We start from the raw sequence: 11,850 nt of genomic DNA on the forward strand, positions 1-11,850 counted from the left end.
CCCGTCCCGTCCGATCCGTGACCGAATTCCGGACACGGAAGGTGTGGACACATGCAGCACTGGTCGGAACGCGAGCTGCTGGACCGGCTCGCACTCGCGGACAACGCCGCCGCCCGCGAACTGGTGCGCCGCTATGAGCGGATCATCGTGAGCTCGGCGGCCAGGCACCGGATCCGGCGGGCCGATCTGGACGACCTCATCCAGTCGGTGTGGGTGGCGCTGCTCGCCGAGCACCGCACCATCCGAAACCCGGAGGCCCTTCCCGGGTGGATCCGCACCACCGCGCACCGGCTGTGTGTGCGGTTCACCCGCCAGCACCGCACCGAACTGTGCGCCGATCTCGCCGAGCTGCCACTCGCGGACGAGCGCCCCGGTCCCGAACAGCTCGCCGTCCGCGCGGACCGGGCGCACCTCGTCCGCACCGCCTTCGCGGCGCTGCCGGAGCGGTGCCGCCGACTACTCACCCTCGACCTGTCCCGCCTCGGTTACGCCGAGATCGGCAGCGCGCTCGCGCTCGCCGAGGGCAGCATCGGACCCACCCGGCGCCGCTGCCTGGACCGGCTGCGCGCCCGGCTCGCCGAACACCTCGGGGATCCGGCGAGCCCCTAGAGCTGACGGGCGACCTCGGCGGCGATCAGTTCCACGTGGTCGAGGTCGGCGAGGTCGAGGATCTGCAGGTAGACCCGCTGGGCCCCGGCCTCCGCCCAGGCGCCGAGGGTCTGCACGGCCTCCTCAACGGTGCCCGCGACGCCGTTGCCCCGCAGCTCACTGACCTCCCTGCCGATGGCGCTCGCCCGCCTGCTGACCTCGGCTTCGTCCTTGCCGACGCAGGCCACGAGCGCGGCGGAGTAGGTCAGTTCGGCGGGTGCCCGCCCGGCATCCGTGCACGCCTGCTCGACCCGGGCGTACTGCGCCTTCGCATCGGCGAGCGGAGCAAACGGCATGTTGAACTCGTCGGCGAACCGCGCGGCCAGTGCCGGGGTGCGCTTGCGCCCGCCACCGCCGATGATCACCGGCGGCCGGGGCGACTGCGCGGGCTTGGGCAGGGCGGGCGAATCGGTGATCGTGTAGTGCTCACCTTGGAAGGAGTAGCTGCCCTCCGCCGCCCACAGTCCGGTGATGATCTCCAGCTGCTCGGCGTACCGGTCGAAGCGCTCCCCGAGCGGCGGGAAGGGCAGCCCGTAGCTGGCGTGCTCAGTCTCGTACCACCCGGTCCCGAGGCCGAACTCCACCCGGCCGCCGGACATCTGGTCCACGTTCGCCACGCCGATCGCCAGCGGGCCCGGGTACCGGAAGCTCGCCGCGGTGACCAGGGTGCCGAGCCGGATGCTCGTGGTCTCCCGCGCGAGACCGGCGAGGGTGATCCACGCGTCGCTCGGTCCGGGCCGTGGATCCACATCACCCATGTGCTGGTAGTGATCCGAGCGGAAGAACGCGCCGTAGCCCGCGTCCTCGGCGCATCGGGCGATACGCAGCAGATCGGTGTAGCTCGCGCCTTGCTGGGGTTCGGTGAACACTCGCAATTCCACGAGTCAACGCTATCTCTTCGGCTGCTCCGGCTCCTCGCCGCGTTCCACCGCGGCCGCCGTGCGCAGCATCCCGAACAGCCGCTCGATCGCGGTGGCCACCTCGTTGTAGGTCTGTTTCTGGTCCGCGGCACCGACGATGTACTGGGCACCGGCCGAGACCGCGCCGAACAGCAGCCGCGCGGTGGCCTCCACCGGAGCCACCGAGGCCACGATCCCGGCGTTGATCAGCGACTCCACACTGTTGCGGAACAGCCCGAAGCTGAACTGGTCCTCCGCCTCGCGCCAGCGCTCCCAGCCCATCACGACCGGCCCCTCGTTGAGCACGATCCGCTGGTAGGTGGGTTCCAGGCAGGTGCGCAGGTAGGCGCGCACCCCGCTCATCGCGACCTCCCAGCGGTCCCCCGCGTCCTCGAGGATCTTCGCCACCCGCGCCATGACATCGCGCTCCACCGCGTCGAACGCGGCCTCGAACAGTGCCTGCTTGCCACTGAAGTGGTGGTAGAGCGCGCCCTTGGTCACCCGTGCGCGCTTGGCGATCTCATCGAGTGAGGTACCCGCGTAGCCACGTTTGGTTATCAGCTCGATGGCGCTGTCCACCAGCGCTTTTCTGGTGGACTCGGAATATTCGAGCCGCCGCGAACGCATTGTCACCACAGTCACAGACTCTACGACACGATTCGGCAACGTACCGCTGGTATCTTCTCAATAGGGGTTACATACCGATGGTACGCCACAAACCTGCGGTATGAACCAGATCACCGAGAGGAGGGACACAGCGATGAGCTGGGACGACTTCTACCGGCGGCGCGACGCGGTGAACACCGTGCTCGCCACCGCTGCGCGACGGGGCAATGGCGCCCTCCCCTACGACGAACTTCCCGCCGTGCGCGAGGTCTTCGGCACCAGGGAGGAGCTGCTGACCGCGCTGCAGTACAAGTGGCAGCAGACCCTGACCGGCCAGATCGACGTGGCGATCGCGGAGGCCGACGACGATCCGCGCATCGACCGCTTCGACGTGGTCCGGGACGCGTGGCTCGCCGCCACCAAACGCGAACCCGTGCTGCGCGCGGTCCTCGACGCCAACGAACACCACCCGGCGATCAGCGGGCGTATCGCGAGCGAACGCCGCAAGCTGGCTCACCTCGCCGGGCTCACCAGCGCGGGTGACAGCGAGGAGGAGGCCACCCACCTCGGGAGCACCTTCCTCGCCCTGGTGCGCGCCGGGAACGACAAGGCAGGCAACTCACCGCGGCGGGGCACCGCACTGCTGCGCAAGCTCGCGGACGCGGTCAGCGCCTGAACACCCTGGTCAGTCGCGAGTTGCCGGCCACTCGGATACCGGTAGTCTGATACCTACTTGAAGGTAGGTGATGGACATGGCGAACTGGACCGAGGCGGACATCCCCGATCAGCAGGGGCGCACGATCGTGGTCACCGGGGCCAACTCCGGGCTCGGCCTGCACGCGGCGAAGGCGCTGGCGAAGGCGGGCGCGCGGGTGCTGCTCGCCTGCCGCTCCCCCGAGCGCGGCGAGCAGGCACTCGCCCAGGTCGACTCACCGGACGCGGAACTCGTCCGGCTCGACCTCGCCGATCTGTCCTCCGTCGCGGCCGCGGCCAAGGAGATCCGCGAGCGCACCGGTGACCGGTTGGACGTGCTGATCAACAACGCCGGGGTGATGATGACCCCGAAGCGGCACACCGCGGACGGTTTCGAGCTGCAGTTCGGCACCAACCACCTCGGGCACGCCGCGCTGACCTGGCTGCTGATGCCCGCGCTGCGCAACGGAACGGGTGCCCGCGTGGTCACCCTCTCCAGCTTCATGGCGCAGTTCGGCTGGGTGGACACCAAGGACCCGAACTTCACCGGCCGCCGTTATCTGCCCTCGTTCTCCTACTGCCAGGCGAAGATGGCCAACCTGCTGTTCGCGCTCGAACTGGACAAGCGGCTGCGCGCCGGGGGCGAACCGGTGGCCAGCCTCGCCGCGCATCCGGGCTACAGCGCCACCGAGCTGCAGGCGAACATGGCCCGGTCCCGGGGAAGCGGCCTGCTCGAACAGGGCGCCAAACTCGTCAACGGGATCAGCGCCCAGCCCGCCAGGATCGGGGCGCTCCCGGAGCTCTACGCGGCCACCGCACCCGAGGCGAGCGGCGGCGACTACATCGGACCGGGCGGGTTCATGGAGCTGCGCGGGCATCCGAGGAAGGTCTCGGTCCGGCGCGCCAAGGGCCAGGAGCGCACCCGCGAGCGGTTGTGGAATCTCACCGCCGAACTCACGGGCGTCTCCCCCGACCCGGTGTAAGAGCACGCTTGGGAACTCCATGTCCTGCTGCGCGGGGCCAGCGCGGCGATCTGCGGCATTGTCCTCCTCGCCCGCACTTCCAGTGCGGCCCCGTCGTCCGCCTTGCATCTCATCCACGCTGACTCCCGCTCGCGACGGACGAGAGCCCCCAAACGCACTTGTAAAACACAGGTAGGCTGGCGCCTGTGACTGTTGCGCCGGAAGGGCGGAAACTGCTGCGGCTCGAGGTCCGCAACAGCGAGACGCCGATCGAGAAGAAGCCGTCCTGGATCAAGACCAAGGCGCGGATGGGTCCGGAGTATTCGGAGCTCAAGGGACTCGTGAAGCGCGAAGGTCTGCACACCGTGTGCGAGGAGGCCGGCTGCCCGAACATCTACGAGTGCTGGGAAGACCGCGAGGCCACCTTCCTCATCGGCGGTGAGCAGTGCACCCGCCGCTGCGATTTCTGCCAGATCGACACCGGAAAACCGGCCGAGCTGGACACCGACGAACCGCGCCGGGTCGCCGAGTCGGTCCAGGCGATGGGGCTGCGCTACTCCACGGTCACCGGTGTCGCCCGCGACGATCTCCCGGACGGCGGTGCCTGGCTCTACGCGGAGACGGTGCGCCAGATCCATCAGCTCAACCCGGGCACCGGTGTGGAGCTGCTGATCCCGGACTTCAACGCCGAGCCGGACCAGCTCGCCGAGGTGTTCGCATCCCGGCCGGAGGTGCTCGCGCACAATCTCGAGACGGTGCCGCGGGTGTTCAAGCGCATGCGCCCCGCCTTCCGCTACGACCGTTCGCTGAAGGTGATCAGCGAGGCACGGGACGCCGGACTGGTCACCAAGTCGAACCTGATCCTCGGTATGGGCGAGACCCCCGAGGAGGTCGAGCCCGCGATGCGTGACCTCTACGAGGCGGGCTGCGAGATCCTCACCATCACCCAGTACCTGCGCCCGAGCGTGCGCCACCACCCGGTCGATCGCTGGGTCAAGCCCGAGGAGTTCATCGAGCACTCCCGCGTCGCCGAGGAAATGGGCTACGCCGGAGTCATGGCCGGGCCGCTGGTGCGCTCCTCCTACCGGGCCGGGCGGCTCTACGCGCAGACCGTGCGCCACCGCGGTGAGGAACTGCCGGAGAACCTCACGCATCTCGCCACGGCGGGTACCGCGCGCCAGGAAGCGAGCGCCCTGCTCGCCCGGTGACGCACCGGTCCGGTGGCGGGCCCCGCTCGTCACCGGATGCCCGGCCACCGGCCGCTCAGGGGCGCTCCACCCGCACCTCGTCGAGTTCCGCCACGAAACCCGCGCCGAACGCGGTCGCCGGGGTGTGCGAGCCGGGCCGCACCTCACCGGCGGCGAGGCGGTCCGCGATGCGCAGCACCGCGTCCGCCGTGAGCGGCAGCGGACCGGGGCCGGTCAGGCTCGCGGACACGCTCGTCCCCTCGGCGTCCCGCGCGCAGGCCCACGCCTGACTGCGCCCGCCGGTCACCTCGGTCTCCGGCCGGAAGAACCGGTCGATCAACGCCTTGCCCGCCTTCTGTACCGGGGCACTGCGCAATACCGGTCCAAAATAGCGCTGCCCGGTCGAGAGCAGCCGCGCACCGGGCACGATCGTGTAAGTCGTGATGTTCGGGATCCCCGTCGTCCGGTACGCGCTGGCCACATCGCCCCACGGGATCGCGGACACCGTCTTCGGGCCCGCCGGGAACAGCGCGGTGATCTGCTTGTGCGCCATCGGCACCGAGCGGACCGCCCCGTCCACCCGGGCGCGCCCACCGGTACCCGCGCCCTCCACCGCCGTCTTCACCGTTCCCGGCCCGATGCTCATCTGGGCCGCGAACGCGATGTCCAGTTCCACCGCTTCCGGCATCGCCTCGTGCACCATCGCCGCGAGACAGTCCGTGGGGACCACGTCGAAACCACCACCGGGCAGCAGCACCACACCGGCCGCCTCCGCCTCGGCCGAGCGGGCGTAGATCGCCTCGAACACGTCGATCTCACCGGTGATGTCGATGTAGTGCGTCCTGGTCTCCAGGCAGGCGTCCACCATCGGGCGCCAGGTCGCCGAGAACGGGCCCGCGCAGTGCGCGACCACCTCGACATCCTCCAGCGCCGCGCGCAGTCCCTTCGGGTCCGCGAGATCGGCCACCCGGTAGTCCAGGCCCAGCTCACCGGCCAGCTCCACCACCTTCGGCGCACTGCGCCCGGCGAGTATCGGCCGCAGCCCGTCCCGCACCGCCCGCCGCGCGACGAGTTGCCCTGTGTGCCCGGTCGCCCCATATATCAGCACTGACATACCGGGAGTATGTCACGGATCCGCACCCGTGTAGATACCCAGCGCTCGATAGCGCAGCCCGGGTTCGGCGTACTCCTCGATGGCGTGCGCGACCCAGCCGACCACGCGGGCGAGTGCGAACAGTGTCTCCCCGGCGTCGTGCGGCATGGCGTAGGCGTGCATGAGCGCGGCGAGCGCGAGGTCGATGTTCGGGAACAGGTCCTCGCGGTCGCCGAGGGTGATCCGCAGTACGTCCACGGTGTCCTGGATCGGCTGGTCGCGCAGCAGGTCGAGCAGCACCTCGGCGCGCGGATCGGCCCGCTGATACAGCACGTGCCCGAAACCGGGGATGGGCTGGCCGGAACGCATCCGGTCGGCGATCGCGGTGACCGGATCCTCCTTGGCCTCGGCGAGGAAGCGGTAGGCGAGGGCGCTGGCGGCTCCGTGATAGGGGCCGTCGATCGCGCCGAGGCCGGCCGAGATCACCGCGTACACGTTCGCCCTTGTGCTCGCGGCGACCCGCGCGGCGACGGTGGAGACGGCGAGCCCGTGATCGGCGAGCAGCACCAGCGCGGTCTCGAGCAGCTCCGGCCGGGCGGGTGCGCTGGACAGTCCCGGCCACAGGCGCTGGCCGACGCTGCCACTCGCCTTGTCGTCGGCGAACAGATCGACGAGGGTGCCGAGCAGTAGCCCGGCGGACCGGGTGACCGCGCGCGGCGCGAGGTCGAACCGCAGCGGATCGACCGCGCCCGCGGCCGCGACGGCGACCCGCATCCGGTCGGTGAGCCGGGCCTGCTCGGGAAGCGCCGCGCTCGCCGCCCTGGCCGCGGCGAGCATCCGCTCCGGACCGCGGAACGGTGGCTGTTCACCGAGTTCTCCGCTCCACAGCAGTTCCGCCACCGCCTCGATCGGCCAGGTTCCGGCGAGCTCACGGGCCCGGTGGCCCCGGTAGTAGAGCTCGTCCTTCTCGATCAGGGTGATCCCGGTGCGTATCCGCTCGACCGAACCCGAGGGCTCGTGCGCTTCCCGGCCACGTTTCGCGAGCCGGTCGACCTCGCTGAGCGCGAACAGGCTCCCCCGCTTGCGGCCGGTGCTCGTATTGGTGAGCAGGCCGCGGCTGACATAGGTGTAGACCGTCTCGGGTTTCACATCGAGTCGCCGCGCGACCTCGGCCGTGGTCAGGTATCGCTCTTCGCTCATCGCCTCACCTTATCTCGACTCGATCGACATTGACATACATCGATCGACTAATCGATTGTTGAGAGCATAAAGGAGGGTATCCATGTCGACCACAATTGATGGCCCGATCGAGGCACCGGCCGGGTTGCGCAATGTCATCGTGACCGAAACCGAGCTCGGCGATGTACGTGGCGCCGAGGGCTTCTACCACTACCGGCAGTACCCGGCGATCGAGCTCGCCAAGAGCAGGAGCTTCGAGGAGGTCTGGTTCCTGTTCTTCGAGGGCAGGCTGCCCGGAGAGGCCGAGGAGCAGCGGTTCGCCGCCGAGCTCGCCGAGCTGCGGGTGCTCCCCGGGCCGGTGCGCGATGCCCTCCCGGCGATCGCCGCGGCCGGTGCGAATCCGCTCGCCGGTCTGCGCACGGCGCTTTCCATGCTCGCTCCCGCGCTCGGTATGCGGCCGGTACTCGATATCGACCAGGAGCAGCGCACGGCCGATGCGATGCTCATCTGCGCGGTGACCCCGACGATCCTGGCCGCGCTGCACCGGCTCGCGAACGGCAACGAACCGGTCGAGCCGCGCCCGGACCTGGGAACCGCGGCGAACTGGCTGTACATGCTCGACGGCGCCGAACCCCAGCGGCGGTACGTCGAAGCGATCGAGTCCTACCTCGTGGCCACCATCGACCACGGGTTCAACGCCTCGACGTTCACCGCGCGGGTCGTGGCCTCGGCCGGGGCGGATGTGGCCGCCGGTGTGGTCGCGGCGATCAGCACCTTCTCCGGGCCACGGCACGGCGGCGCCCCGGATCGCGCGCTGGCCAGCCTCGACGAGATCGGCACCCCGGAGCGGATCAGGGACTGGGTGCGGGAACAGGTCGGCGCGGGGCGGCGGATCATGGGCTTCGGCCACCCGGTCTACCGCACCGAGGACCCGCGCGCGGTGATGCTGCGTGAGATCGCCGAGGGGCTCGGTGGCGAGATCGTGGACTTCGCGGTCGAGGTCGAGGCCCAGGTGGTCGCGGCGCTCGCCGAACTCAAACCCGGGCGGGAGGTGCACACGAACGTCGAGTTCTACGCGGGGGTGGTGATGGACCGTTGCGGGATCCCGCGCAGCATGTTCACCCCCACCTTCGCGGTGAGCCGGGTCGTCGGCTGGTGCGCGAACATTCTCGAACAGTCCCGGGAACACGCGATCATCCGTCCGGCCGCGCGGTACGTCGGCCCGCCACCGGATCGGGCCTGAACGGACCTGCGCCCGGGAAACCGCGCCTAGGCTCGGTGCGGTGAGTACCCAGAAAATCGGGCTGCGCCCGTGCACCGAGGCCGATCTTCCGCTGCTCCAACGGCTGCTCACCGAGCCGTACCTGATCGGCCTCGACTGGTCCGGTTTCCGCGATGCGCGCGAGCCGGTCCGCCAGTTCGAGGAGCACGGGTTCCTGCGACCCGACGGCGGCCGGCTCGCGGTGGACGCGGACGGGCGGACGGCGGGGTTCGTCAGCTGGTGGATCGGCTCCTATGCCGCGGGCATGGCGGAGCTGGCGAAGTACTGGGAGATCGGCATCGTCCTGTTCCCGGAGCACCGGGGCAACGGCATCGGCTGGCGCGCCCAGGCGATGCTGTGCGAGTACCTGTTCCGGCACACTCCGGTGCAGCGGATCCAGGCGGGGACCCACCCGGAGAACAGCGCCGAGCAGCACGCGCTGCGCAAGGCCGGATTCCAGTTCGAGGGCACGATCCGCTGCTGCGAGTTCCGCGCGGGCCAGTGGCGGGACGGCCTGTTGTACAGCCGGTTGCGCTCCGACCCGGCCCCCGAGATCGACCGGACGGCGCTGCCCTGATCTCGGTGGCGGGGCGGATCAGTGTCCGAGCCCGGACCGCAGCTCGGTGATCCGGTCGAGTGCCGCGGCGTTGTCGGCGCCGTCGAGTTCGCCGCTCGCGAGGCCGTTCCTGAGCGCGGTGGCCACCTGTTCGCCCTGCGCCACGCTGCGCCCCGAGGCGAGGATCAGGTCCTCCCCCGCCTGCGCGGCGAGCAGTCCGCGCCGGCCCGAGTCGCCGAACTGGCGCAGCGCCTTGGCTTCGAGGGCGTCGGTGATGGTGACGCCGCCGAAGCCGAGCCGTTCGCGCAGTTCCTTGCGCACCACGGCCGGGGACAGTCCGGCCGGGCGTTTCGGGTCGAGTGCCGGATAGATCGCCCAGGAGGACATGATCATCCGGACCCCGGATTTGATCAGGCTCGGATAGGGCGCCTCGTCCACCGAGCGCAGGGTCTCCAGCGGAACGTCGAGGGTGACGGGCTCTTCGTCGGTGTTGGCCGTGGCGGTGGCGGATCCGAGGCCGGGGAAGTGTTTGGCGGTGGCTGCGACCCCGCCCGCCTGCTGGGCCTCGGCGAAAGCTCCGGCGTCCGCGGCCACGGCGCGCGGGTCACGGGAGTAGGAACGTTCGGTGCGGTCGGCGAAGTCCCCGGGTTTGCGGTACACGTCGAGTACCGGTGCCGCGTTGGCGTTCATGCCGACACCGGCGAGGTTCTGCGCGGCCTCGGTGCCGGAGCGGCGGGCCGCGGCGACCGGGTCGGCGGCGGCGCCGTCCTCCTTCGCCGAGGACTCGGGTGCGCCAGGCAACCGGCGGATCTGGCCGCCTTCCTGATCGGTAAGCAGCAGCAGCGGCTGTTTCACCGGGCTCTGCGCGTTGGCGGCGTTGAGCTTGTCGATGGCGGCGGCCAGCTGGGCGCGGCTGGGAATGTTCTCCTTGAAGAAGATGACCCCGGCGACCTCGCCCGCTTTGACGTGCGCGAGCAGGCTGGCGGGCACCGTCTTGCCCGGGTACGAGTAGATGACCCGCTGTCCCGCCTGCTGCGCGGGGGTGAGTCGCTGTTCCTGGCTCGCCTGGGTCGCGGTGTCCGGCGGCGCCGAGGAGCTGGCCGGGGCGGGGCTGGAGCTGGGCGTGCCGCTGGGGGCACCGGCTTGCGGCGTTCCGCCCGAGCAGCCGGTGGCGCACAGCGCGAGCACGCCCGCCGTCGCGACTACGGCCCTTCTTCCCAGCATCGATGACCCCTCACCCTCGTCGACGTTTCGCCAAGTGTGACACGGGGTGCAGGCAAGGTGACCGAGACAAGCCGGGACCCCGCCATTCGAACACCGGCTCAACCCGGTCGCCGGTCGGCATCCAACCGGACCACGCAGGTCCGGCAGGAGCTCGCGCCGTAGGGGGTCCGGGGATTCGATCCCCGGGTAGATACGGCGGGCACCGGGAGCGACTCCGCAGGAGTCGCGAACAGCATGACCCGCCTCGTGGGCGCGGTAGGGATCGAACCTACGACCGCTCGGGTGTAAACCGAGTGCTCTCCCGCTGAGCTACGCGCCCTGATGCCCGCGAGTCCGTCCGGACTCGCGGGCAACGGTGGACAAGCCTACAGTGCGGCGATGGCCTTCTTCCACGCCTCCTGGTCGCGGGCCTCGCCGGGCTCGTTGACCTCGGCGAAGCGCACGACTCCCTCGGTGTCGATGAGGAAGGTGCCCCGGTTGGCCATGCCGGCGGCCTCGTTGAACACGCCGAACGCCTTCGCCACCTCGCCGTGCGGCCAGAAGTCCGAGAGCAGCGGGAAGGTGTAGCCCTCCTGCGCGGACCAGACCTTGAGGCTGAAGGTGGTGTCCACGGAGATGCCGATGATCTCGACCTTGTCGTTGGAGAAGGTGTCGATGGAGTCGCGGACGCCGCAGAGTTCGCCGGTGCAGATACCGGAGAACGCGAACGGGTAGAACACCACGAGCACGTTCTTCCTACCGCGGTAATCGGCGAGCGAGACCGGCTGCCGGTTGTAGTCGTTGAGCGTGAAATCCGGTGCCTTGGCGCCGACTTCGATGGCCATGGTGGGGCTTTCCTTCCTGCCGTGAGTCCTACGTTCGCAGCCTACCGACCGCGCCCGCGACTCAGCGGTTCCCCTTCGCGGCCTTCGGCAGGGCCAGGCGGGTGCCCGACCAGTCGGAGCCGATGCTGATGTTCGAGGTCTGGGCCAGCCCCGCGGTCGGGACCGACTCCGCGATGTCCGCGGGTTCGACGTGCCCGTCCCTCCCGGTCTTGGGGGTGAGCAGCCAGATGCACCCGTGTTCGGCGAGCGGCGTGGTCGCGTCGACCAGCGCATCCACCAGGTCGCCGTCGTCCTCGCGCCACCACAGCAGCACGACGTCTACGACTTCATCGGCGTCCTCGTCGAGCATCTCCGCGCCGGAGACCTCCTCGACGGCCTCGCGCACCACCTCATCGGCATCCTCGTCCCAGCCGAACTCCTGAACGACCATGCCTTGCTCGATACCGAGCGTTTCGGCGACCCCGGACTTGCCGGCGTCTCCAGCGGCGACCACTGTGTTCTCCTCCACTTCCATCCGTCTCGTTTCACCGACACCCGCTGCCGTTTTGGGTGCTAACGCCGCGAGTAGACTCGAAGCGCCACCGGCCGGACGCGGTTGTCCGGTATCGGCCGTTCACGGCCGATTGAGGACAGCGAACACTGACAGCACCCACCTGCGCAACCGCTTCCGGGGAACGACACGCCGTAGTTCGGGGGTTCGTCCCCCATTCCGGCATGC

At 69.9% G+C, this 11,850-nt stretch carries 13 protein-coding genes and 1 tRNA gene; 6 read left to right on the top strand and 8 right to left on the bottom strand.

Annotation, left to right across the window (positions count from 1 at the left end; genetic code table 11):
• The first annotated feature begins 51 nt into the window (after positions 1–51).
• Positions 52–609, top strand: a complete 558-nt coding sequence (locus tag AD72_RS04835; protein WP_051897945.1) for an RNA polymerase sigma factor — start codon at positions 52–54, stop codon at positions 607–609.
• Here AD72_RS04835 and AD72_RS04840 read toward each other — a convergent pair.
• Positions 606–1,529, bottom strand: coding sequence for an LLM class F420-dependent oxidoreductase (locus AD72_RS04840; protein WP_031465171.1), 924 nt, complete (start codon positions 1,527–1,529; stop codon positions 606–608). The genes AD72_RS04835 and AD72_RS04840 overlap by 4 nt on opposite strands.
• 9 nt (positions 1,530–1,538) lie before the next feature.
• Positions 1,539–2,174 (bottom strand): TetR/AcrR family transcriptional regulator, encoded by a 636-nt coding sequence (locus AD72_RS04845; RefSeq protein ID WP_020495272.1) that lies wholly within the window; start codon positions 2,172–2,174, stop codon positions 1,539–1,541.
• Positions 2,175–2,307: 133 nt separating this feature from the next.
• Here AD72_RS04845 and AD72_RS04850 point away from each other — a divergent pair, with 133 nt between their 5' ends.
• From AD72_RS04850 to lipA, 3 genes are all read left to right on the top strand, one after another.
• Complete coding sequence (locus AD72_RS04850; protein ID WP_031465172.1) at positions 2,308–2,829, top strand: hypothetical protein; 522 nt, start codon at positions 2,308–2,310, stop codon at positions 2,827–2,829.
• Between the two features lie 76 nt (positions 2,830–2,905).
• Complete coding sequence (locus AD72_RS04855; protein ID WP_031465173.1) at positions 2,906–3,829, top strand: oxidoreductase; 924 nt, start codon at positions 2,906–2,908, stop codon at positions 3,827–3,829.
• Between the two features lie 185 nt (positions 3,830–4,014).
• Positions 4,015–5,016: a lipoyl synthase gene (lipA, locus tag AD72_RS04860; RefSeq protein WP_031465174.1), complete on the top strand. Its 1,002-nt coding sequence runs from the start codon at positions 4,015–4,017 to the stop codon at positions 5,014–5,016.
• A gap of 55 nt (positions 5,017–5,071) precedes the next feature.
• Here the strand turns inward: lipA and AD72_RS04865 are convergent, their stop codons facing one another.
• Both AD72_RS04865 and AD72_RS04870 read right to left on the bottom strand, forming a co-directional pair.
• On the bottom strand, positions 5,072–6,109 hold the full coding sequence (locus tag AD72_RS04865; protein ID WP_031465175.1) for a saccharopine dehydrogenase family protein: 1,038 nt from the start codon (positions 6,107–6,109) through the stop codon (positions 5,072–5,074).
• A 12-nt stretch (positions 6,110–6,121) separates the two neighbouring features.
• Positions 6,122–7,288, bottom strand: coding sequence for a citrate synthase (locus AD72_RS04870; protein WP_031465176.1), 1,167 nt, complete (start codon positions 7,286–7,288; stop codon positions 6,122–6,124).
• Positions 7,289–7,370: 82 nt separating this feature from the next.
• Between AD72_RS04870 and AD72_RS04875 the strand changes: the two genes are divergently transcribed.
• Complete coding sequence (locus AD72_RS04875) at positions 7,371–8,510, top strand: citrate synthase (protein ID WP_031465177.1); 1,140 nt, start codon at positions 7,371–7,373, stop codon at positions 8,508–8,510.
• A gap of 40 nt (positions 8,511–8,550) precedes the next feature.
• Entirely contained in the window at positions 8,551–9,105 is a 555-nt protein-coding gene (locus AD72_RS04880; RefSeq protein WP_031465178.1) for a GNAT family N-acetyltransferase, read from the top strand.
• A gap of 18 nt (positions 9,106–9,123) precedes the next feature.
• On the opposite strand, the gene AD72_RS04885 is transcribed toward AD72_RS04880, so the two are convergent.
• The 4 genes from AD72_RS04885 to AD72_RS04900 all read right to left on the bottom strand — a co-directional run bounded on the left by AD72_RS04885 (position 9,124) and on the right by AD72_RS04900 (position 11,625).
• Positions 9,124–10,308, bottom strand: coding sequence for a glycoside hydrolase family 3 N-terminal domain-containing protein (locus AD72_RS04885; protein ID WP_037344880.1), 1,185 nt, complete (start codon positions 10,306–10,308; stop codon positions 9,124–9,126).
• 247 nt (positions 10,309–10,555) lie between these two features.
• A tRNA-Val gene (locus tag AD72_RS04890) sits at positions 10,556–10,627 on the bottom strand.
• 46 nt (positions 10,628–10,673) lie between these two features.
• On the bottom strand, positions 10,674–11,132 hold the full coding sequence (locus AD72_RS04895) for a peroxiredoxin (protein WP_031465180.1): 459 nt from the start codon (positions 11,130–11,132) through the stop codon (positions 10,674–10,676).
• Between the two features lie 61 nt (positions 11,133–11,193).
• A complete protein-coding gene (locus AD72_RS04900) occupies positions 11,194–11,625 on the bottom strand; it encodes a DUF3052 domain-containing protein (RefSeq protein WP_026196849.1) in 432 nt (143 codons plus the stop codon).
• Positions 11,626–11,850 lie beyond the last annotated feature (225 nt).

It is taken from the genome of Sciscionella sediminilitoris (genome assembly GCF_000737195.2).
Classification (GTDB): domain Bacteria; phylum Actinomycetota; class Actinomycetes; order Mycobacteriales; family Pseudonocardiaceae; genus Sciscionella; species Sciscionella sediminilitoris.

Bases quoted from the DNA above. Each gene is read 5' to 3' on its own strand.
- AD72_RS04835 (WP_051897945.1), top strand. From the start codon at position 52: ATGCAGCACTGGTCGGAACGCGAGCTGCTGGACCGGCTCGCACTCGCG.
- AD72_RS04845 (WP_020495272.1), bottom strand. From the start codon at position 2,174: ATGCGTTCGCGGCGGCTCGAATATTCCGAGTCCACCAGAAAAGCGCTG.
- AD72_RS04850 (WP_031465172.1), top strand. From the start codon at position 2,308: ATGAGCTGGGACGACTTCTACCGGCGGCGCGACGCGGTGAACACCGTG.
- AD72_RS04855 (WP_031465173.1), top strand. From the start codon at position 2,906: ATGGCGAACTGGACCGAGGCGGACATCCCCGATCAGCAGGGGCGCACG.
- AD72_RS04865 (WP_031465175.1), bottom strand. From the start codon at position 6,109: ATGTCAGTGCTGATATATGGGGCGACCGGGCACACAGGGCAACTCGTC.
- AD72_RS04870 (WP_031465176.1), bottom strand. From the start codon at position 7,288: ATGAGCGAAGAGCGATACCTGACCACGGCCGAGGTCGCGCGGCGACTC.
- AD72_RS04875 (WP_031465177.1), top strand. From the start codon at position 7,371: ATGTCGACCACAATTGATGGCCCGATCGAGGCACCGGCCGGGTTGCGC.
- AD72_RS04885 (WP_037344880.1), bottom strand. From the start codon at position 10,308: ATGCTGGGAAGAAGGGCCGTAGTCGCGACGGCGGGCGTGCTCGCGCTG.
- AD72_RS04895 (WP_031465180.1), bottom strand. From the start codon at position 11,132: ATGGCCATCGAAGTCGGCGCCAAGGCACCGGATTTCACGCTCAACGAC.